At 74.7% G+C, this 21,294-nt stretch carries 19 protein-coding genes; 11 read left to right on the forward strand and 8 right to left on the reverse strand.

Features of this window, described 5'->3' with window-relative positions:
- Positions 1–102: 102 nt before the first annotated feature.
- From BX286_RS05525 to tdh, 3 genes are all read right to left on the reverse strand, one after another.
- Positions 103–1,017, reverse strand: coding sequence for a LysR family transcriptional regulator (locus tag BX286_RS05525; RefSeq protein ID WP_121014659.1), 915 nt, complete (start codon positions 1,015–1,017; stop codon positions 103–105).
- Positions 1,018–1,029: 12 nt separating this feature from the next.
- A complete protein-coding gene (locus tag BX286_RS05530) occupies positions 1,030–2,238 on the reverse strand; it encodes a glycine C-acetyltransferase (protein WP_079424282.1) in 1,209 nt (402 codons plus the stop codon).
- 232 nt (positions 2,239–2,470) lie between these two features.
- Positions 2,471–3,499: an L-threonine 3-dehydrogenase gene (gene tdh, locus BX286_RS05535; protein WP_079424284.1), complete on the reverse strand. Its 1,029-nt coding sequence runs from the start codon at positions 3,497–3,499 to the stop codon at positions 2,471–2,473.
- Positions 3,500–3,728: 229 nt separating this feature from the next.
- Between tdh and BX286_RS05540 the strand changes: the two genes are divergently transcribed.
- Positions 3,729–4,640: an alpha/beta hydrolase fold domain-containing protein gene (locus tag BX286_RS05540; RefSeq protein WP_079424285.1), complete on the forward strand. Its 912-nt coding sequence runs from the start codon at positions 3,729–3,731 to the stop codon at positions 4,638–4,640.
- A 91-nt stretch (positions 4,641–4,731) separates the two neighbouring features.
- Here the strand turns inward: BX286_RS05540 and BX286_RS05545 are convergent, their stop codons facing one another.
- Both BX286_RS05545 and BX286_RS05550 read right to left on the reverse strand, forming a co-directional pair.
- Complete coding sequence (locus BX286_RS05545; protein ID WP_079424287.1) at positions 4,732–5,460, reverse strand: class I SAM-dependent methyltransferase; 729 nt, start codon at positions 5,458–5,460, stop codon at positions 4,732–4,734.
- Positions 5,461–5,576: 116 nt separating this feature from the next.
- Entirely contained in the window at positions 5,577–6,488 is a 912-nt protein-coding gene (locus BX286_RS05550; RefSeq protein WP_121014660.1) for a LysR family transcriptional regulator, read from the reverse strand.
- Between the two features lie 215 nt (positions 6,489–6,703).
- Between BX286_RS05550 and BX286_RS05555 the strand changes: the two genes are divergently transcribed.
- The 3 genes from BX286_RS05555 to BX286_RS05565 all read left to right on the forward strand — a co-directional run bounded on the left by BX286_RS05555 (position 6,704) and on the right by BX286_RS05565 (position 11,926).
- Positions 6,704–8,116, forward strand: a complete 1,413-nt coding sequence (locus BX286_RS05555; RefSeq protein ID WP_261993616.1) for an MFS transporter — start codon at positions 6,704–6,706, stop codon at positions 8,114–8,116.
- Between the two features lie 4 nt (positions 8,117–8,120).
- The gene (locus BX286_RS05560; RefSeq protein ID WP_121014661.1) at positions 8,121–10,238 is read left to right on the forward strand and encodes a GAF domain-containing SpoIIE family protein phosphatase; all 2,118 of its coding nucleotides are present in this window, start codon (positions 8,121–8,123) and stop codon (positions 10,236–10,238) included.
- A gap of 278 nt (positions 10,239–10,516) precedes the next feature.
- Positions 10,517–11,926 carry an APC family permease gene (locus BX286_RS05565; RefSeq protein WP_079424293.1) on the forward strand — a complete coding sequence of 470 codons (1,410 nt, stop codon included), beginning with the start codon at positions 10,517–10,519 and terminating at the stop codon, positions 11,924–11,926.
- Positions 11,927–12,000: 74 nt separating this feature from the next.
- Here the strand turns inward: BX286_RS05565 and BX286_RS05570 are convergent, their stop codons facing one another.
- Positions 12,001–13,788, reverse strand: a complete 1,788-nt coding sequence (locus BX286_RS05570) for a glycoside hydrolase family 15 protein (RefSeq protein WP_079424295.1) — start codon at positions 13,786–13,788, stop codon at positions 12,001–12,003.
- Between the two features lie 98 nt (positions 13,789–13,886).
- Positions 13,887–14,468: a DoxX family protein gene (locus BX286_RS05575; protein WP_079424297.1), complete on the reverse strand. Its 582-nt coding sequence runs from the start codon at positions 14,466–14,468 to the stop codon at positions 13,887–13,889.
- Positions 14,469–14,593: 125 nt separating this feature from the next.
- Here BX286_RS05575 and BX286_RS05580 point away from each other — a divergent pair, with 125 nt between their 5' ends.
- The 4 genes from BX286_RS05580 (at position 14,594) to BX286_RS05595 (ending at position 17,244) form a co-directional block, all read left to right on the forward strand.
- Complete coding sequence (locus BX286_RS05580) at positions 14,594–15,058, forward strand: MarR family winged helix-turn-helix transcriptional regulator (protein ID WP_079424299.1); 465 nt, start codon at positions 14,594–14,596, stop codon at positions 15,056–15,058.
- Positions 15,059–15,167: 109 nt separating this feature from the next.
- A complete protein-coding gene (gene dhaK, locus BX286_RS05585) occupies positions 15,168–16,175 on the forward strand; it encodes a dihydroxyacetone kinase subunit DhaK (RefSeq protein ID WP_079424301.1) in 1,008 nt (335 codons plus the stop codon).
- Between the two features lie 65 nt (positions 16,176–16,240).
- Positions 16,241–16,849, forward strand: a complete 609-nt coding sequence (dhaL, locus tag BX286_RS05590) for a dihydroxyacetone kinase subunit DhaL (RefSeq protein ID WP_185117334.1) — start codon at positions 16,241–16,243, stop codon at positions 16,847–16,849.
- Positions 16,846–17,244, forward strand: a complete 399-nt coding sequence (locus BX286_RS05595; RefSeq protein ID WP_079424305.1) for a PTS-dependent dihydroxyacetone kinase phosphotransferase subunit DhaM — start codon at positions 16,846–16,848, stop codon at positions 17,242–17,244. The genes dhaL and BX286_RS05595 overlap by 4 nt, the downstream gene beginning before the upstream one ends.
- Positions 17,245–17,307: 63 nt before the next feature.
- Here BX286_RS05595 and BX286_RS05600 read toward each other — a convergent pair whose 3' ends face one another.
- The gene (locus BX286_RS05600) at positions 17,308–17,724 is read right to left on the reverse strand and encodes an RNA-binding S4 domain-containing protein (RefSeq protein ID WP_079424307.1); all 417 of its coding nucleotides are present in this window, start codon (positions 17,722–17,724) and stop codon (positions 17,308–17,310) included.
- Positions 17,725–17,858: 134 nt separating this feature from the next.
- On the opposite strand from BX286_RS05600, the gene BX286_RS05605 reads away from it, so the two are divergent.
- The 3 genes from BX286_RS05605 (at position 17,859) to BX286_RS05615 (ending at position 21,291) form a co-directional block, all read left to right on the forward strand.
- On the forward strand, positions 17,859–18,254 hold the full coding sequence (locus BX286_RS05605) for a molybdopterin-binding protein (protein ID WP_042809951.1): 396 nt from the start codon (positions 17,859–17,861) through the stop codon (positions 18,252–18,254).
- A gap of 174 nt (positions 18,255–18,428) precedes the next feature.
- Entirely contained in the window at positions 18,429–19,256 is an 828-nt protein-coding gene (modA, locus tag BX286_RS05610) for a molybdate ABC transporter substrate-binding protein (protein ID WP_079424309.1), read from the forward strand.
- Between the two features lie 100 nt (positions 19,257–19,356).
- A complete protein-coding gene (locus tag BX286_RS05615; protein WP_121014662.1) occupies positions 19,357–21,291 on the forward strand; it encodes an ABC transporter permease in 1,935 nt (644 codons plus the stop codon).
- Positions 21,292–21,294: the final 3 nt, after the last annotated feature.

Raw genomic sequence — 21,294 nt, forward strand, 5'->3', positions numbered from 1 at the left:
CCACGCCGCCCCTCCCCACCGGACGGTCCCGCCACCACCCCGCCGCGAGGCGGGTGGGCAATCACCGGCCCGCCCCGGCGCCTCGAGGGGGCAGAAGCCCGCCTAACACCCCGGCACCCGTTCCCCCTCCCGCGACAGGGCCGCCAGGACCGGGGCGATCAGGGGGTGGGTTTCCGCTCCGCGGCGGGTGGCGGCGAAGACGCGGCGGGTGGCGGAGGGGCCCGTGACCGGGCGGACGCGGACCTCCTTCAGGTCCATGCCGCGCAGGGCCGAGCGCGGGACCAGGGCCACCCCGGCGCCCGCGCCGACCAGGGCGGTCACCGCGCGGAAGTCGTCGGAGGAGTGCACGAACCGGGGCTGGAAGCCCGCCAGTTCGCAGGCCAGCAGTGTCACGTCGTGGCAGGGGTTGCCCGGGTACTGGCCCACCCATTCCGCGTCGGAGAGGTCCGCCAGGGCGACGGCGGGGAGGTCGGCCAGCGGGTGTCCCGCCGGCAGGACCGCGTCGAAGGGCTCGGCGTACAGCGGGATCACCGACAGGCGGCCGTCGTCGGCGCCCGGCGCGCCCCGGTACTCGACCGCCAGGGCCAGGTCGGCCTCCCCGTCGAGCAGCTGCAGCAGGCTCTGGTCGCCCTCGGCGTCGCGGACGCGGAGCCTGATGCCCGGGTACTCCCGCGAGAGACGGGCTATGGCCGGGGCCAGGACCTCGGCGATGCCGGTCGCGAAGGCGGCGACCGTGACCTCGCCGGCCGCTCCGCCCGCGTAGGCGGCGAGTTCCGCCTCGGCGCGTTCCAGCTGGGCGAGCACCTCGTGGGCGTGGGCGAGGAGGATCTCCCCGGCCGCGGTGAGCCGTACCCCGCGGCCGCTGCGGTGGAGCAGGGTGTGGCCGGTCTCCTGTTCCAGCGCGGCGAGCTGCTGGGAGACGGCGGAGGGGGTGAGGTACAGGGCTGCGGCCGCGGCGGTCACCGTACGGTGGTCCGCCACGGCCCGCAGGATGCGCAGCCGGCGGGGGTCGATCACCCCTCCATGATGTCAGCCCTGAGCAGCGGAAAGCGCCGCGCGGGCGTCCACGAAGGCGGCCACCGCGCGCTCCACGTCGGCCGTCGAGTGGGCCGCGGAGAGCTGGACGCGGATGCGTGCCTGGCCCATCGGCACGACGGGGTAGGAGAAGCCGATGACGTACACGCCGCGCTCCAGGAGCAGCTCCGCCATCCGGGCCGCCTCCGCGGCGTCTCCGATCATGACGGGGGCGATGGCGTGGTCGCCGGGCAGGATCTCGAAGCCGGCCTCGGTCATCTTCGTGCGGAACAGCTTGGTGTTGGCGGCGAGCTGGTCGCGCAGGTCACCGGCGGACTCCAGGAGGTCGAGGACCTTGAGGGAGGCGGCGGCGATGACCGGGGCGAGGGAGTTGGAGAAGAGGTACGGGCGCGAGCGCTGGCGCAGCAGCTCGACGATCTCGGCGCGGGCGGCGACGTAGCCGCCGGAGGCGCCGCCGAGGGCCTTGCCGAGGGTGCCGGTGATGATGTCGATCCGGTCCATGACGCCGTGCAGCTCGGGGGTGCCGCGGCCGCCGGGGCCGACGAAGCCGACGGCGTGGGAGTCGTCGACCATGACCATGGCGTCGTAGCGGTCGGCGAGGTCGCAGATCTCGGTGAGGGGGGCGACGTAGCCGTCCATGGAGAAGACGCCGTCGGTGACGATGAGCTTGCGGCGGGCGCCGCCCTCGGTGGCGGTCTTGAGCTGGGCTTCCAGGTCCGCCATGTCGCGGTTGGCGTAGCGGAAGCGGCGGGCCTTGGAGAGGCGGATGCCGTCGATGATGGAGGCGTGGTTGAGGGCGTCGGAGATGACCGCGTCCTCGGCGCCGAGGAGGGTCTCGAAGACGCCGCCGTTGGCGTCGAAGCAGGAGGAGTAGAGGATCGTGTCCTCCTGGCCGAGGAAGGCCGACAGGCGGGCCTCGAGCTCCTTGTGGACCTCCTGGGTTCCGCAGATGAAGCGGACCGACGCCATGCCGTAGCCCCAGCGGTCGAGGGCGTCCTTGGCGGCGGCGACGACCTCGGGGTGGTCGGCGAGGCCGAGGTAGTTGTTGGCGCAGAAGTTGAGGACCTCGCCGGGGGCGCCGCCCGCGGTGACGGCGACGGCGGCGTTCTGCGGGGTGCCGATGACGCGCTCGGGCTTGTGCAGGCCGGCGGCGCGGATCTCGGCGAGGGTGGCGCGCAGGTCCTCGCGGACGGACTCGAACATGGTCGGTTCTCCTTGTGCGGTGTGTCGTCCGGCGGACGGGAGGTGGGGCCGGGCCCCGCGGAGGGGGGAGGGTGTGCGGGGCCCGGCCCGAGGGAGATGGTCTTGTGGTTGCCCGGTCTCGGCCGCCGCGACACGCGTACCGGCGGACGGGCCTGCGGGCCGTGCGGCGCCCCCGGCGCGGGGACGCCCGGCCCGGGCCGGGCGGTGCGGACCGCCCGGCGCCGGGGTGGGGCTACTTCGTCCAGTCCAGGATGATCTTGCCGCTGCGGGCGGTGGAGGCCTCGTCGAAGGCGGCCTGGAAGTCGGTGTGCGAGTAGCGGCCGGTGATGACCGGGGTCAGGTCGAGCCCACCCTCCAGCAGCACGGTCATCGCGTACCAGGTCTCGAACATCTCGCGGCCGTAGATGCCCTTGATGGTGATCATCGAGGTGACGACCTTGGCCCAGTCGACGGGGAACTCCTGCGCGGGCAGGCCCAGCATCGCGATCTTGCCGCCGTGCGTCATGTTGTCGATCATGTCGCGCATCGCCTCGCCGCGGCCGGACATCTCCAGGCCCACGTCGAAGCCCTCGCGCAGGCCCAGGCGGGTCTGCGCCTCGGCGATGGAGGACTCGGCGACGTTGACGGCGAGGGTGGCGCCCGCCTTGCGGGCGATCTCCAGGCGCTCGGGGCTGACGTCGGTGATGACCACGTTGCGCGCGCCGGCGTGCTTGGCGACGGCGGCCGCCATGATGCCGATCGGGCCCGCGCCGGTGATCAGCACGTCCTCGCCGACCAGCGGGAAGGACAGCGCGGTGTGCACGGCGTTGCCGAACGGGTCGAAGATGGCGGCCACGTCGAGGTCGACCGGGGTGCGGTGCACCCAGACGTTCTGCGCGGGCAGGACCACGTACTCGGCGAAGGCCCCGTCGCGTCCGACGCCGAGCCCGATGGTGGAGCGGCACAGGTGGCGGCGGCCGGCCAGGCAGTTGCGGCACTTGCCGCAGACCAGGTGGCCCTCACCGCTGACCAGGGCGCCGACCTCGATGTCGCGGACGTCGGCGCCGAGGGCGGCGACCTCGCCGACGAACTCGTGGCCGAGGACGAGGGGGGTCTTGACCGCGCCCTGCGCCCAGCCGTCCCAGGCGCGGATGTGCAGGTCGGTCCCGCAGATTCCGGTGCGCAGCACCTTGATCAGCACGTCACCGGGGCCGTACTCGGGCTCGGGGACGTCCATGAGCCACAGCCCGGGTTCGGCTTTGTGCTTGACGAGTGCCTTCATGGGGGTGGCTCCAGGCGTGCGGAAGGAGGGGTTGCCGGGCTCGCTGGTGCGCGAGTGGCGTGGTGATGGGCACCAATCTGCCGATCGGTGCGGTGATCAGTCCATCGAGACTTTCTTAAGCGGGTCGACAGCGCAGCTTCACGCCTATGCTCCTCCCTGGAACGGGGCAGGGCCCGGGCCGGGACCGCCGCGGTGGTCCGGGGCCGGGGTGAAAGGGGAGGTGAGGGGCGTGCCGAGTCTGCGCAGCAGGGCGTTGTCGGCCGCACTGGTCGCGACGGGGCGGCGAAGACGGTTCGCCACCGCGGAGGCGGTACGGGCGACGGTGGCGCAGGCGGCCCGCAGGCCCGCCTCGCACCTTCCGCCGCGTTCGCTGGGGCGGGTCGCCGAGGTGTCGCGCACCTTCGTCGGCGCCTGGCCGGTGTACGACGTCTCCCCGCTCGGGCAGGAGCCCGTGGCGCGGGTGCTGTACGTGCACGGCGGGGCGTTCATCAACGAGCTGGTGCGGCCGCACTGGTCGCTGATCCGGACCCTGGTGACGCGGGCCCGCGCCCGGGTGGTGGTGCCGGCGTACGTGCTGGCTCCGCGCGGGACGGCGGACCGGACCGTGCCGGTGGCCGCGGACCTGCTGAGCGGTCTGATCGAGAGCGGCGGCGCGGGTGGGACGGTGCTGCTCGGGGACTCGGCCGGGGCCGGGATGGCGCTGGCGGCGGCGCAGCGGCTGCGGGAGCGGACCGGGGCGCAGCCGTCGCGGATCGTGCTGATCTCGCCGTGGCTGGACGTGAGCATGAGCCATCCGGGCCAGGCGGAGATCGAGCCGGCGGATCCGGTACTGGCGCGGCCGGGGCTGGCGGAGGCGGGGCGGCTGTACGCGGGGACGCTGACGGCGGACGATCCGCGGGTGAGCCCGCTGCACGGGTCGTTCGCGGGGCTGGCGCCGCTGACGGTGTTCACCGGGACCCGGGACGTGCTGAGCACGGACAGCCGGGAGCTGCTGCGCCGGGCGCGGGCGGCGGGTGCGGAGGTGGAGTGGCACGAGGAGCCGGGCATGCCGCACGGGTATCCGCTGCTGCCGGTCCCGGAGGGGCGGGCGGCCCGGGACCGGATCGTGGAGCTGGTGCGGGCGACGGCCGACGAGGAGTGATCCCGGGCCGTGTGCCGTTCCCCGGGGGGTGTCCGCGACGGGGCGCCGTCCGCCCGGAGGGCGCGGGGCGGGCGGTGCATGGCGGACACCCCTATGCGGTGCAGGTCATCAGGGAGCTGACGGGCGCGGCGCGGTAGGCCGTCCAGTAGGCCTCGTCGCGCGCGGCGTCGGCGGGCGGAGTGCGGCTGGGCTGCCAGGCGACGGTGGTGAAGCCGGCGTCGACGGCGGCCTCGGCGAAGTCGGCGTGCGCCCACTCGCGGTACTCGAAGTGGAGCGGGGGGTCGGTCAGGAACTGGGCCTTGAGCAGGGGTGCGTCTCCGTCGGGTACCCGGTCGAGGATGCGCATGCCGTACGGGGACCAGTCGACGCGCGGGTAGGCGCCGGGGTTGCGGACGAGGGAGAGCAGCCTGCCGCCGGGGCGCATGTTGGCGCGGATGCCGCGGAACATGGCGTGCAGGGCGGCCCGGTCGGGGGCGTGGCTGAACGGGTAGACGGCGGTGACCAGGTGGAACCGGCCGAGCTGGGGCATCTCGGCGGCGTCGGCGACGACGTACTCGACGGCGGCCGTGTGGCCGTCCCGGCCGCCGCTCTGGCGCTCGCGGGCCCGGCGGACGCGGTCGGGGCAGTTGTCGACGCCGACGGTCCGGCGGGCGCCGCCGCGGGCGAGGAGTGCGGCGGTTCCGCCGTGTCCGCAGGCGACGTCGAGGGTGTCGAGGTCGCGTACCCCGCCGAGGGCGTCGAGGGCGGTGCGGAGGGTGTAGGCGTCGGCCGCGGTGAAGGCGGCCCGGGGCGCGGGGTGGGTGGAGGTGTCGTCTTGCATGCCGCCATGCCTCCCCGGCGGGGGTGCGGGGGAGGCGGGCGGGGCCGGTGCGTCCCCCGTACGGGGGAGGCGTTCGGGCCAGTGCGCGGGGCGTGCGGGGCCGGGGCGGTGTCCGGTCAGCCGGCCACGAGTTCGCGGGCGCAGGCGCGCAGCCAGGCGTGCGCGGGGTCGGCGTCGTGGCGGGGGTGCCAGGCGAGGCCGAAGGGGAGCGTGGGGAGCTCCAGGGGGACTTCGAAGGTGACCAGTCCGAGCGCTTCGGCCTGGGGGGCGGTCCGGGTGGCGATGAGGCCGATCAGGTCGGTCTCGCGCAGGACGAACAGCGAGGCGGGGTAGGAGCCGATGCTGCCCACGACCCTTCGGGACAGGCCGCGTTGGGCGAGGGCGGTGTCCACGGGCCCTTCCAGCCTGCCGCGCCGCGAGACGATCAGGTGCTCCCCGGCGGCGAACCGGCGGGCGGTGAGGGGGCCGCGCAGGAGCGGGTGTCCGGGGCGGACGACGCCGAGCATCCGCTCGTCGAAGAGGTACTCGACGCGTACTTCGGGTGAACGGCTGTCGATGACGCCGAGTTCCAGGTCCGCGACGCCTTCGCGCAGGGCGGGCACGTCGACGTGGCTCTCCGAGAGGAACCGGAGTCTGACGCCGGGTGCTTCGTCGGCCATCCGCTGGAAGAGGGTGGCGCCGTAGGAGGCGGCGAAGGAGTCGTGGGCCAGGACGGTGAAGCTGCGTTCCAGGGTCCTGAGGTCGACCTCGCCGCCGGTGAGGAAGAGTGCCCGGGCCCGTTCGACGACGGAGCGGACCTCGCCCTGGAGGGAGAGGGCGTGGGGGGTGGGGACCATGGTGCGGCCGGCGCGGACGAGCACGGGGTCGCCGAGGGCCTTGCGGATCCGGCCGAGGGTGCGGCTCATGGCGGGTTCGGAGAGGTGGAGGCGGGCGGCGGCTCCGGAGACGCTGGACTCCTCGAGCAGGACGTCGAGGGCGAGGAGCAGGTTCAGGTCCAGCCCGGCCGGTCTGGATTGCGTCACGCGCATTGATCCCTTGCGGAAGTTGCACTGGAAAGCAGGTCGGTCCAACTCTACGGTGGTTGCGCGGGGTTGATCTCCAGTTGCTCTCCCCGACCACCACCACCGTCCACCGACTCCGAGGAGGAGCCGTGCTCCGCCATGCCCGTACACCGGCCGCGTCCGCACCCGGCGGTACCGCCGGCGCCACCGCCGCCACCACCGCCCCCGCGGCGGCCCCGGGACTGTCCCGTGCCGCCCTGCTCGTCCTGTGCGCCTGCGTGCTCGTCGCGCAGGGCATGGTCGCCGCGGTCAACCTGCTGATCCCGCAGCTGGCCGCCTCCACGCTGCACCCGGGCCCGGGGCAGCTGCTGTGGGCGGTCGACGCGTACGTGATCGTCTTCGCCGCCCTGCTGATCCCGGCCGGCGCCCTGGGCGACCGCTACGGCCGCAAGGGCGCGCTGCTCGCCGGTCTCGGGCTGTTCGCGGCGGGCGGGGCGCTGAGCGCGCTCGCGCGGGATCCGGCGGTGCTGATCGCCGGGCGCGGGCTGTGCGGGGCGGGGGCCGCCCTGATCATGCCCGCCACGATGTCCGTGCTGATCCACCTGACCCCGCCCGAGCGGCGCCCGCAGGCGCTGGCCACCTGGACGCTCTCCGCCGGCCTCGGGGGCCTGGCGGGCAACGTCGGCGGGGGCCTGGCCGGGGAATTCCTCACCTGGCGGGCGCTGTTCTGGGCGGTCGTGCCGCTGGCCGCGCTGCTCGCCGTCGCGGTGGCCCGTACGGTGCCGCGCACGCCGTCGCGTCCCGACGCGGCCGTCGACCCGCTGGGGGCGCTGATCCTGGCGGGGGCGCTGTTCGCCGTGGTCTACGGGATCATCGAGGGGCCCTCGTACGGCTGGTCCTCGGCCCAGGTCCTGACCGCCTTCGCGGCCGGTGCGGCGCTGCTGGCCGCGTTCACCGGCTACGCGCTGCGCGCCGCACGCCCGCTGCTGGACCCCCGGATCTTCGCCTCGCGCCGGCTGCGCGCCGGGGCGCTGGGCATCGGTGCGGCGTTCTTCGGGCTGTTCTCGCTGTTCTTCGTCAACGCCCAGTACCTGCAGTACGCGAAGGGGTTCTCGCCCGCCCAGACCGGTTTCGCGATCGTCCCGCTGACGGTCGGCATGGCGCTGGTGCCGCGCTTCGGCGCCCGGCTGCAGCAGCGGACCGGACCCCGGCTGCCGGTGGGCCTCGGGCTCGGGCTGATCGCGGGGGGCCTGCTGCTCGTGTCCACCGTCGACGCCGGGACGCCGTACGCGGTGTACGCCTGCTACCTGCTGGTGCTGTCCGTGGGGACGGGGCTGTGCGCCCCCTCGCTGACGGTGACGGTGGTCTCGTCGCTGCCGCAGCACCAGGCGGGGCTGGGGTCGGGGCTGAACACGGCGGCCCGGGAGATCGGTGCGGCGCTGGGCGTGGCGGTGGTCGGCACCGTGCTGGCCTCGCGGTTCCACGGGAACCCGGCGGTGGACCCCGTGCAGGCGGGTGCCTTCACGGATGCCATGGGGGTGGCGCTGCGCACGGTGGCGGCGGTGCTGCTGGCGGCCTCGGCGGCGGTGGTGTTCGGCTTCCGCGGCTCCGGGGAGCGCCGGAGTGCAGCGGCCGGGGGCGGGGGAGCATGCTGACCCTATGACGGCGAGACCGGGCGGCGGCGGCCCGGCGTCCGACGCCGCGGGCCGGGTGCTCGCGCGGGCGACGGTGGATGCCGTGCGGGCCCTCGGCGGCTACGCGGGCGGGGTCTACCTGCGCTCGGGGACCGGGGGGCTGCTGCGGATGGCCGCGGTGACGGGTCTGCCGGGGCCGTTGTTCCGGCCCTGGTGGCGGATCCAGGTGAACCGCCCGTACCCGGTGGCGGAGGCCTTCCGCAGCGGGCAGGCCGTGCACCTGCCGGACGGGGAGTCGGCGGTGCGCCGGTTCCCACAGCTGATGGCGGGGCTGCCGTTCCCGTTCGGGTCGCTGTACGAGCCGGTGGGGGCCGGGCCGGAGCGGTTCGGGGTGCTGCTGGTGGTGCGTCCGGCGGCGGCCGCGGTGGACGCCGGGGAGCGGCGGCTGATGCGGGAGGCCGCCATGGGGCTGGGGCGGGAGCTGGCGGGGCTGGCGGCGGCCGGGGATCCGGTGCGCTGGGAGGGGGACCCGGTGTGCGTGCCGTGGCCCGTGCCGGGCGGGGGCTCCGCGGAGGCCGTGGAGCGGCTGGCGCAGGGGGTGCTGTCGGTGGACCGGCAGGGGGTCGTCGGGTTCGCCACCGCCGCCGCCGGGGAGCTGCTCGGGCTGCCCGCGGGGCGGCTGGTGGGGCGGGGGCTGTGGGAGGCGCTGCCGTGGCTGGAGCACCCGGCGTACGAGGACCACTTCCGGGGGGCGTTCCTCTCCGGCGAGCCGGTGTTCTTCGACGCCCGGGGCGGGGCGGACGCGGATCCGCCGGCGCTGTCGGTGGGCCTGTACCCGGGGCCGTCGGGGGTGACGGTGGTCCTGGAGGCGGCCGAGCGGCCCGTGTACGCGCCCGGTGCGGCGGCCCGGCCCGGACCCGGGCCCGGGGCTCCGGCCGCGCGGGCCTCGGCCCTGTACCGGCCGGTGGCCCTGGCGATCGCGCTGACCGAGGCGATGACGGCCCGCCAGGTGTCGGCGGTGGTCACCGAGGAGCTGCTGCCCGCGTTCGGGGGCCGGCAGCTGGCGATCTACCTGCTGGACGAGCGGCACCTGCACCTCGCCTGGGAGACCGGTTTCCCCAAGGGGTTCCTGGACCGGTTCGACGGGGTCTCGCTGGACGTGCGGCTGCCGGGTGTGGAGACGCTGACCTCGGGGCGGCCGCTGTTCTTCGAGTCGATGCAGCACCTGGCGTCGGCCTATCCGGGGATCCCGCTGGACGCGGACGTCGGCGCCCGCGCGTTCCTGCCGCTGATCGCCTCGGGCCGCCCGGTGGGCTCGTGCATCCTCGGGTTCGACGCGCCGCGCGGGTTCAGTCCGGAGGAGCGTACGGTGCTCACCGCGCTGGCCGGGCTGATCGCGCAGGCCCTGGCCCGGGCGCGGCGCTACGAGAACGAGGCGGCGCTGGCCCGGGGGCTCCAGGCGGCGCTGCTGCCGCACCGGCTGCCGGTGACGGGCCGGGTGGCGACGGTGGGCCGGTACCTGCCGGGTACGGCGGGGATGGACGTGGGCGGCGACTGGTACGACGTCATCGAGGCGGCTTCGGGCCGGCTGGCGCTGGTCATCGGGGACGTCCAGGGCCACGGGGTGGCGGCGGCCGCGACGATGGGCCAGCTGCGCAGTGCCGTACGGGCGTTCACGATCAGCGGCAGCACCCCGGAGCAGGTGGTGCGGGGCACCAACCGGCTGCTGATCGACCTGGACCCGGGGCAGTTCGCCAGCTGCTGCTACGTCCTGCTCGACCCGGAGTCGGGGCGCGCCGTGGCCGCCCGGGCGGGGCATCCGCAGCCGCTGCTGCGCCACCCGGACGGCCGGGCCGAGGTGCTGGACCTGGCGGGCGGGGTGGTCCTCGGCGTCGACCCGGGCGCCGGCTACCCGGAAACGGAACTGCTGCTGGAGCCGGGTGCGGTGCTGGCCCTGTACACCGACGGGCTGGTGGAGGTGCCGGGCACGGACATCGACGAGGGCGTGGAGCGGTTGCGGTCCGCCTTGGCCGGGGCCCGTCCGGGGCCGTTGACGGAGACCGCCGACCGGCTGGTCGCGGAGGCGGACGGGGCGGCCGACCGCCCGGACGACATCGCCCTTCTTCTGGCGTCCCTGGTCTGACGCAGAGCAAAGCGGAAGGAAATTCATCCGGATCTCCGTGCGGTTCCCGCACCCCGCGCCGGGCCGGTGTTTACGCGCCCTTAACGCCTGGAACGGCGTGTCGGGCTTGCCCCGCACGATGGAATCCGTACATGGACAGCTCTTGACCTGCGGATGTCGTCGAGCTTCCATAACGGCCCGGGAGCCACACCAACGGAAGTGCCCACCACCGCCTCGGAGGCGATACCGCTCCCGCACCCCCAGCTTCTTCGCAACTGCCGATCGGAAATCCCGCACCGATGACTGAAACGATCAGCGCTCCCCAGGCGCTCGCCCCGGCCACCGGGCCCACCCCCCAGAAGCTCAAGCGCTCCATCGGCGTCGTCGGCGGGACCCTGCTCACGCTCTCGTGCGTGACGCCCGCCTCGACCCTGTTCGTCGTCGTGCCCGATCTCTTCTCCAGCCTCGGCACCTGGACCGCCCTGACCATCGCGATCGGCTCGCTGCTCTGTATCGGCGTGGCGTTCTGCTACTCGGAGCTGGGGACGCTGATCCCCAGCGCGGGCGGCGAGTACGCCATGGTCTCCACCCTCGCGGGGCGGCTCGCGGGCTGGCTGGTGTTCGTGCTGTCGCTGCTCGTGGTGATGATCGTGCCTCCGGTGATCGCCATGGGCACCGCCGACTACCTCGCCCCCGTGGTCCACATCCCGGCCCCGGTGGCCGGTGGCGCGGTGATGCTGCTCGCGACCCTCGCCGGTCTGCTGGACCTGCGGGCCAACGCCTGGATCACCGGCATCTTCCTGGTCCTCGAGGTGGTCGCGGCGGCGCTGGTGGCCGTGCTGGGCTTCGCCCACAGCGAGCGGGGCGCCGGTGCGCTGGTGCACGGCACGGTGGCCGCCGAGGGCGGCGGCACCTCCACGGTGACGGCCATGATGGTGGTCTCCGGGCTGGCGATCGCACTGTTCATCACCCAGGGCTTCTCGACGGCCGTCTACCTCTCGGAGGAGCTGGAGAAGCCGCGCCGCAACGTGCCCCGGACCGTCCTGGCCACGCTCGCCATCTCCACCGCCGTCATCCTGGTCCCGGTCATCGCGATCACCGTGGGCGCCCCGGACCTGGACGCGCTGACCTCCGGTGACCTCGGCGCGATGGTGACCGCCTGGTCGAACTCGGCCGTCGGCACCTTCGTCAGCCTCTGCGTGGCCCTCGCGATCATCAACGCCGGCATCGTCATGGTCATCCAGAACTCCCGGGTGCTGTTCGCCTCGGCCCGCGACAAGGCCTGGCCCGAGCCGGTCAACCGCGCTCTGTCCCGCCTGGGCCGCTTCGGCTCCCCCTGGGTGGCCACCCTGCTGGTCGGTCTGCCGGGCGCGGCGATGTGCTTCGTCAACCTGGACACCCTGTACGGGGTGACGGGCGTGTCGGTGACCGGCATGTACCTGCTGGTCGCGGTGGCGGCGCTGTTCAGCCGGCGCGGGGCGCACCGCGAGGCGGCCGCCTGGCGGATGCCGCTGTGGCCGGCGGTGCCGGTCGCGCTGATCGCCGTCCTCGCGTACATCCTGACCCAGCAGGAGACCCAGTACCTGCTGTGGACCGGCGGCATCACCGCCGTCGCCACCCTGTACTGGGCGCTGTACCTGCGGCCGCGCAAGGACACCCGCTGGCTGGTCAGCATCCCGGAGGACGCCGAGGAGCCGGCCGCGGCGTAGCCTCCCTGGACGCCTTCCGGGAACGGCCGGTGGGCCGCCGCACACCGCGGCGGCCCACCGGCCGTTCCCGTGCTTCAGGGGGCGTCGGCGCCCAGGGTGAGGGCGGTGTTCACCAGGCCGATGTGGCTGAAGGCCTGGGGGAAGTTGCCGAGCTGGCGCCCGCTGGCGGGGTCGTACTCCTCGGCGAGCAGGCCCACGTCGTTGCGCACGGCCAGCAGGCGTTCGAAGAGTTCCCGGGCCTCCTTGGGCCGGCCCGTCAGGTGCAGGGCGTCCGCCAGCCAGAACGAGCAGGCCAGGAAGGCCCCTTCGTCGCCGGGCAGTCCGTCGACGGAGGGGCCTTCGGTGCTGTAGCGGCGGACCAGTCCGCTGCTGCCGAGCTCGGCCCGTACGGCGTCGACGGTACCGATGACGCGCGGGTCCTCGGGCGGCAGGAAGCCGACGCGCGGGATGAGCAGGGTGGCCGCGTCGAGTTCGCGGGAGCCGTAGTACTGGGTGAAGGTGCCGCGTCCCGGGTCGTAGCCGTGCTCGCAGACGTCGCGGTGGACCTCGTCGCGCATCGCCCGCCAGCGCTCCACGTCGCCGGGCATGTGGGGGGCGGCCTCCAGGGTCCGCACGGCCCGGTCGGCGGCCACCCAGGCCATCACCTTGGAGTGGGTGAAGTGGCGGCGCGGGCCGCGCACCTCCCACAGCCCCTCGTCGGGCCGGCGCCAGTTGCGCTCCAGGAAGTCGAGCAGGGCGAGCTGGATCTTCCAGGCGTGCCGTTCCGAGGCCAGTCCGGTGGAGCGGGCCAGGTACAGGGAGTCGAGGACCTCTCCGTAGACGTCCAGCTGGAGCTGGTCGACGGCGGCGTTGCCCACGCGGACGGGCGCGGAGCCGGCGTATCCGCGCAGCCACGGGAGCTCCGTCTCGGGGATGCGGCGCTCGCCGCCGATCCCGTACATGATCTGGAGGTCGGCCGGGTCGCCGGCGACGGCGCGCAGCAGCCAGCCGCGCCAGGCGCGGGCCTCGTCGCGGAATCCGGTGGTCAGGAGCGCGCCGAGGGTGAGGGTGGCGTCGCGCAGCCAGCAGTAACGGTAGTCCCAGTTGCGGACGCCGCCGAGCTCCTCCGGGAGGGAGGTGGTGGCGGCCGCGGCGATCCCGCCGGTGGGGGCGTACGTCAGGGCCTTGAGGGTGATCAGGGAGCGGGTGACGGCCTCCTCGTAGGGGCCCTGGTAGCGGCACTGGGCGGACCAGTCGCGCCAGTCGGCGAGGCTCTGTGCCAGGGCCTCGTACGGGTCGACGCGGGCGGGGCGGGGCTCGTGCGAGGGGTGCCAGGTCAGCACGAAGGCGACCTTCTCGCCGGGGCCGACGGTGAACTCGGAGCGGGTGCTGTTGGCCTCGCCCCAGGTGCGGACGGGTGGCTCGCTGCGGAACCAGACCGAGTCCGGTCCTGCGACGGCGACCCGGTCGCCCTCGCTGCGCCGGACCCAGGGGACGACGTGGCCGTAGTCGAAGCGCAGGCGCAGGGTGCTGCGGACGGTGACCCGGCCGGAGACGCCCTCGACGATGCGCATGACGTCGGGGGCGGTGTCGCGCTGCGGCATGAAGTCGGTGACCTTGACGGTGCCGTCGTCGGTCTCCCAGAGGGATTCGAGGACCAGCGATCCGTCGGCGTAGGCCCGCCGGGAGCACCGCTCGCCGTCGGCGGCGCCGGCCGGGGCGATCGTCCAGTGGCCGTTCTCCTCGTCGCCGAGGAGGGCGGCGAAGCAGGCGGCGGAGTCGAAGCGGGGCAGGCACAGCCAGTCGATGGACCCGTCGCGGCCGACCAGTGCGCTGGTCATGAGGTCGCCGATGAGTGCGTAGTCTTCGATGGGTTGTGTCATTTCTCCGCTGTTCCCCCGATGGCCCCGGGTCAATCAGCCCACCGGAACACGGGGCGGGGCGGGCCGCCCCCGCGGGAGCGGCGGGGACGGCCGGGTGGTCAGCTCCGCACGAGGAGGGTGACCGCGGCGAGGGCCACGCCGAGGGCGAGGGCCGCCGCGCCGAGCGCCGGGCGGGGGGTGCGCAGCGCCGGGAGCGGCAGGAGGCGGTCCAGGGCGAGGCGGCCGGGGCCGGTGAGGGTGAGGGCGGCCGCGGCGGCCGCGAGGAGCAGCTCGTACTCCATGCCCTTGGGGGCGAAGAAGGCGCCGGCGCCGTGGACGGCGAGGGCGTTGATCATCGTGCCGGTGACGGCGGCCCCGGCGAGCGGGGTGAGCAGGCCGGCGGCGAGGCCGAGGCCGCCCAGGGTCTCGGTCAGGCCGGCGACCGCGGCCATGGCCTCGCCGGCCGGGTAGCCGACGGAGGTGAAGAACCCGCCGGTGCCGCTGATGCCGCCGCCGCCGAACCAGCCGAAGAGCTTCTGGGCGCCGTGGGCGGCGACGGCCAGGCCGAGGACCACGCGCAGGAGCAGCAGTCCGGCGTCCAGGCCGGCGGTGGAGGTGGTGGGCGCGGGGGTGGGGGTGGGGGCGGATACGGCCGGTGCCGTGGCCGGGGCCTTCGTCGCGGTGGCGGAGGCGCTGGTCATGGGGGGGGGTTCCTTCCGGTCGGGGCGGTCCGAGGTGTGGTTCGCGAGCAGCTTGTTCAAATTCGAACCGCCGACCCGACACTAGCCACTGATTCAAATTCGAACAACTCGTGTACCCTGGCGCCATGGACGGAACGAGATGGCTGGACGAGCGCGAGATGCGGGCCTGGAGGAGCTTCCTGGCCGCTTCCGCCCTGGTGAACCGGCACCTCGACCAGCAGCTCAAGGACGATTCAGGACTCTCCCACCCCCAGTACGAGATCCTCGTGCGGCTCGCCGCGGCACCCGGCGGCGAGCTGCGCATGACGGAACTCGCCAACGGGCTGATCAACTCCAAGAGCGGGCTGACCTACCAGGTCACCCAGATGGAGAAGGCCGGACTCGTCCGGCGCCGCAGCTGCCCCTCCGACGTGCGCGGTGTCTTCGCCGTCCTCACCGACGCCGGCCGGGCCCGGCTGGAGGCGGCGGCGCCCGGCCATGTGACGGCCGTACGGCAGGTCCTCGTCGACGTGCTCACCCCCGCTCAGCTCGACGCGCTCGCCGACGGCCTCGGCGAGGTCGGCCGGCGGCTGCGCGAGCTGGGCGGCTGACCCGCCGTCCGCTCGGCCGTTCCTCCCCTGATCCGGCGCCCGGCCGTGGTTGACTTCGAAACCCCGGCCGCGAACGGGGCCGGGGCGCCGCGCCATCTGGGAGGCAGCTTTGAGGATGCTCATCAACTCCGCGGACACCGTAGTCGCCGACGCGCTGCACGGGATGGCGGCCGCACATCCCGAACTCGACGTGGACGCGGAGCGGCGGGTGGTGCTGCGGCGCGACGCCAAGACCGGCGGCCGGGTGGGCCTGGTCTCCGGCGGCGGCTCCGGGCACGAGCCGCTGCACGGCGGGTTCGTGGGGTACGGGATGCTCTCCGCGGCCTGCCCCGGCGAGGTGTTCACCTCCCCGGTGCCCAACCAGATGCTGCACGCGGCGGGCAGCGTGGACGCCGGACAGGGCGTCCTGTTCATCGTCAAGAACTACACCGGCGACGTCCTCAACTTCCAGATGGCGGCCGAGCTCGCCGAAGAGGACGGCTTGCAGGTGGAGAGCGTCCTCGTCAACGACGACGTCGCCGTCACGGACAGCCTGTACACGGCCGGGCGCCGCGGTACGGGCGCCACCCTGTTCGTGGAGAAGATCGCCGGCGCGGCCGCCGAGGAGGGGGCGCCCCTGGACCGGGTCGCGGCCCTCGCCCGGCAGGTCAACGAGAGCTCGCGCAGCTTCGGCGTCGCCCTCAGCGCCTGCACCACCCCCGCCAAGGGCAGCCCCACGTTCCAGCTCCCCGAGGGCGAGCTGGAACTGGGCATCGGCATCCACGGCGAGCCCGGCCGGGAACGGCGGGCCATGATGAGCGCGCGGGAGATCGCGGACGTGGCCGTGGGCGCCGTACTGGACGGCCTCGCCGAGACCGGCGGCCCCGCCGACGGCCCCGTGCTGGCCCTGGTCAACGGCATGGGCGCGACCCCGCTGCTGGAGCTGTACGGGTTCCATGCGGAGGTGGCCCGGGTCCTGGGGGCCCGCGGTGTCCCCGTGGCCCGCGCCCTGGTCGGCAACTACGTCACCTCCCTCGACATGGCGGGCTGTTCGGTGACGCTCTGCCGGGCCGACGAGGAGCTGCTGCGGCTCTGGGACGCCCCGGTGCAGACTCCGGCGCTGCGCTGGGGGCGCTGAGGAGGCAGGACGGAATATGGCGGCCGGAGCACGACCGACGGACCATGACGGACGAAAGGATTCCGGTGCGTGACGCAGAGTTCTTCCGGGGCTGGCTGGAGGCCGCCGCCGCGGCGGTGGAACGGGAGGCGGACCGGCTGACCGAGCTCGACTCCCCCATCGGCGACGCCGACCACGGCACCAACCTGCTGCGGGGCTTCACGGCCGTCCGCGCCGCGCTGGCCGACGCGGACCCCTCGACGGCGCCCGGCGCACTCCTCCAACTGGCCGGCCGTACGCTGATCTCCACGGTCGGCGGCGCCTCCGGCCCCCTGTACGGCACGCTGCTGCGCCGCACGGGCAAGGAGCTCGGGGAGGACGCGGAGGTCTCCGACGCCGCACTGCAGCGGGCCCTGGAGGCCGGGGTGGCCGCGGTGGCCCAGCTGGGCGGGGCGGCGCCGGGCGACAAGACGATGCTGGACGCCCTGACCCCGGCGGTCACGGCACTGGGCACGTCCTACCGGGCGGCCCGGGACGCGGCGGAGGCCGGCGCCCTGGCGACGGTGCCGATACTGGCCCGCAAGGGCCGGGCGAGCTACCTCGGCGAACGCAGCGTCGGCCACCAGGACCCGGGCGCCACCTCCTCCGCCCTGCTCCTGACCGCGCTGGCGGACACGGCGGAGGGGGCGCGGTGACCCCGGTCGGCATCGTCCTGGTCTCGCACAGCGCCCGGGTCGCGGAGTCGGTGGCGCAACTGGCCCAGGGCCTGGCGGCGGGCGGCGCGGTCGCTCCGGTGGCCCCGGCGGGCGGCAGCCCCGACGGCGGCCTCGGCACGAGCGCGGAACTGGTCCTCGCGGCGGCGGCAGCGGTGGACCAGGGGGCCGGGGTGGCGCTGCTGGCGGACCTGGGCAGCTCGGTCCTGACGGTGAAGGCCCTCCTGGAGGACGGGGAACTCCCCCCGAACTCCCGCCTGGTGGACGCGCCGTTCCTGGAGGGCGCGGTGGCGGCGGTCGTGGCGGCGTCGGCGGGCGCCCCGCTGGAGGCGGTGGTGGCGGCCGCCACGGAGGCGTACGGCTACCGCAAGACGTGACGGGGCGCGGGGGTGTGCGACCGGAGCCGGCACGGCCGGAGCCCACACCCCCGCCCCGGCCGGCTACCGCCCCCGGAGGCTGTCGAACTCCCGCCGCTCCCGCTTGGTGGGCCGCCCGGCGCCCCGGTCCCGGATGCCCACCACGGCGGCCTCCACCGGCGTCGGCACCGGCGGGCTGTTGTCTACGAAGCACTCGGCCGCCACCGGCGCGCCCACCCTCTTGGTCACGGGCCTGCGCACCACGACCACCCGCTCCCGCCCGGCGTGGAAGAGCCGTACCTCGTCGCCCGCCCGCACCTGCTGCGCCGGCTTGGCCCGTTCTCCGTTGACCTTCACGTGCCCCGCCCGGCAGGCGGTCGCCGCGACGGACCGGGTCTTGGTGAGCCGGACCGACCAGATCCAGGCGTCCACCCGCGCGGTACCCGCCTCCAGCGGACCCGGGCCGGCCGCTGCGGCCGTGCTGCTCTTCGTATCAGCCATGCGCCGAGCCTATCGATCCGTGGGCCCGGAACCGGAACGCATTTTGGCGGATACCACAAGGGTCATCGCATCTGCGATAGAGAACGCGCCAAACGAATTGCACATGCGGCCTCAATGCCCCTACCTTGTCGCGCATGCAGTCCTACACCATCGGACAGGCGGCGCGTCTGCTGGGCGTCAGCCCGGACACCGCGCGGCGCTGGGCCGACGCCGGCCGGGTCGCGACCCATCGCGACGAAGCGGGGCGTCGCCTGATCAACGGCCGTGACCTCGCGGCCTTCTCCGTCGAGGTGGGGCAGGGCGCCCACACCGAGGACGGGGAGCCGTACACCTCGGCGCGCAACGCCTTCCCCGGCATCGTCACGGCCGTCACGCTCGGCGACGTGGCCGCCCAGGTCGAGATCCAGGCAGGTCCCCACCGTCTGGTCTCCCTGCTGACCCGCGAGGCCGTCGAGGAGCTCGGACTGGAGGTCGGCATGCAGGCCACCGCCCGCGTGAAGTCGACCAGCGTGCACATCGACCGCACCTGACCCCGGCGCGGCGCGGCCCGCGGCCGCCCCGCCCCCCCTGATCCGCCCGCCCGCGCGATCCACGCGATCCACGCACCATCGTTCGTCCCCACCCGCTCCGCCCGTCACGGCGCGGGTCATACCGCGCGGCCCGGCACCCGGCCGGCCGCCGACCCGACCGAGGAGCCCCCTCCCATGCACGCGATCCTGAGCGGCCGCCGTGCGGCCGCCGCCGCGCTGACCGCCGCCCTGCTCGTCCCGCTGTCCGCCTGCGGCGGCAACGGCGACAACGGCGACAAGAAGGACGACGCGGCCGCCGGCCCGTCCGCCTCGGCCCCCGCCCCCGCCGCGGCCAAGCCCGCGAACCTCACCGTGCTCGCCGCCTCCTCCCTCACCGACGTCTTCAAAACGGCCGGCGAGGCGTACGAGAAGTCCCACCCGGGCACCAAGGTGACCTTCTCCTTCGCCGGCTCGCAGGAGCTCGCCGCGCAGGTCAAGCAGGGTTCCCCGGCCGACGCGCTGGTGACCGCCGACACCAAGACGATGGACGGCCTCAAGGCCGACACCAACGGCGCCACGATCATCGCGAAGAACCGCCTGGTCATCGCGGCCGGCAAGGGCAACCCCTTCAAGATCGACGAGCTCAAGGACCTCGCCGACTCCAAGATCAAGGTCGTCCTCGCGGCGCCCGAGGTCCCGGTCGGCCGCTACAGCAAGCAGATCCTCGACGCCCAGAAGATCGAGGTGAAGCCGGTCTCCCAGGAGCCCAACGTCCGCGCCGTCCTGAGCAAGGTCGAGCTCGGTGAGGCCGATGCCGGCCTCGTCTACAAGACCGACTCCGCCAAGTCCGGCGACAAGGTCGTCAGCGTCGACATCCCGGACGACCAGAACGCCGTCGCCTCCTACCCGGCCGCCACGCTCAAGCAGTCGAAGAACGCCGAGGCCGCGGCCGCGTTCGTGGCCTGGCTGAGCACCCCGGAGGCGCAGAAGATCCTCCAGGACGCCGGCTTCCAGAAGCCGTAGGGCTCCGGAGGGGCTGCCCGGTCCGGGGGGACGGGCAGCCCCTCCGGCATACCCCCCGCCAGCCAGCCGCAGCGGCCCGGCCGCCCCGACCAGGAACTCCATGAGCAGACTCCGCACCCGCACCCGGCCCCCCGTGACGCTGGCGCTCCCCGCGCTGGTCGCCGTCGCGTTCCTGCTGCTGCCGCTGATCGGCATCCTCACCCGCACCCAGTGGAGCGAGCTCGCCGGCCATCTGACCAGCCCCGGGGTGACCGAGGCGCTGCGGCTCTCCCTGCTGGTCTCCGCCTGGGCGCTCAGCCTGTCCCTGCTGCTCGGGGTGCCGCTGGCCTGGCTGCTGGCCCGGGTCGAGTTCAAGGGCAAGGCCTTCGTGCGCTCGCTGGTGCTGCTGCCGATGGTGCTGCCGCCGACCGTCGGCGGTGTCGCGCTACTGCTGGGCTTCGGGCGCCGCGGTCTGCTGGGGCCCTGGCTGGAGAGCACCTTCGGCATCACCCTGCCCTTCCACACCTCCGGCGCCGTCGTCGCCGCCACCTTCGTCGCCATGCCCTTCCTGGTGATCAGCCTGGAGGGGGCGCTCGGCGGGCTCAAGCACAGCTACGAGGAGACCGCCGCCTCCCTCGGCGCCCGGCCGGTCCGGGTGTTCTTCACCGTGACCCTGCCCATGGTGGCCCCCGGCCTGATCGCGGGCGCGGCCCTGACCTGGGCCCGGGCGCTGGGCGAGTTCGGCGCGACCATCACCTTCGCCGGGAACCTGCCCGGCACCACCCAGACCCTGCCCCTCCAGGTCTACCTGCTGCTCCAGGACCGCCCCGAGGCGGCCACCTCGGTGTCGCTGCTGCTGCTCGCCATCGCCATGGCCGTCCTCATCGCCCTGCGCGGCCGCTGGACCGGCACCCCGGCCGCCCGCAAGACGGCCGCGGCCGCCCCGGCCTCCGAGGAGCCCCCGGCCGGACCGCCGGGCGCCCCGCCGAAGGGCACCGGGCCGGCCGCCGCGGACGGCGGGCGCTGGCCCCTGCACGCCGAGGTCACCGGCTTCAACCGGCTGACCCTGGACGCCGGACCGGGCACGACCATCGCCGTGGTCGGCGAGAACGGCGCGGGCAAGACCACCCTGCTGCGCGCCCTCCTCGGCCTGACCCCGCGCGCCCACGCCGAACTCCGGCTCGGCGACACCGATGTCACCGCCCTGCCCCCGCACCGCCGTCAGGTCGCCTGGGTCCCGCAGGACGGGGCGTTGTTCCCGCACCTGAGCGCCCTCGCGAACACCGCGTACGGGCTGCGGGCCCGCCGGGTGCCGCGCGCCGAGGCCCGCCGGGAGGCGCAGGCCTGGCTGGACCGGCTGGGCGTCGGGCACCTCGCCCAGCGCAAGCCCGCCCAGCTGTCCGGCGGGCAGGCGCAGCGGGTGGCCCTGGCCCGGGCGCTGGCCGCCCGCCCCAGGCTGCTGCTGCTCGACGAACCGCTCGCCGCCCTCGACCAGACCACCCGGGCGCACGTGCGGCACACCCTGCGCACGCACCTGGCCGCCTTCGGCGGAGTGTGCCTGATCGTCACGCACGACCCGGTCGAGGCGGTGTCGCTGGCCGACCGGGTGCTCGTGCTGGCCGACGGGCGGACCCTCCAGGACGCCCCGCCCTCGGAGGTCACCCGGCATCCGCGCTCGCCGTGGGTGGCCCGGATGCTGGGCCGCAACGCCTGGCCGGGCACCGCCTCCGCCGACGGGCTCGCGCTGGCGGGCGGCGGGCGGCTGGTGGTGGCCGAGCCGCTGCCGGAGGGGGCCGAGGCCCTGGCGATCATCGCCCCGGAGGCGGTGTCCGTGCACCGGGCCCGCCCCGACGGCAGCCCGCGCAACGTCTGGCCGGGCACGATCCGGGAGGTCACCGCGGTCGGCAGCCGGCTGCGCGTGCTCGTGGGCTCAGAGGAGGCCCCCGACCTGGTGGCGGAGATCACCCCGGAGGCGGCGGCCGAACTGGGCGTGGCCGACGGCGCCGCGGTCTGGACGAGCGTGAAGGCCACCGAGGTCACGCTCGTCCGGCTCTAGGCC

The sequence above is a fragment of the Streptomyces sp. 3211.6 genome, from assembly GCF_003634815.1.
In the GTDB taxonomy this organism is placed as follows: domain Bacteria; phylum Actinomycetota; class Actinomycetes; order Streptomycetales; family Streptomycetaceae; genus Streptomyces; species Streptomyces katrae_A.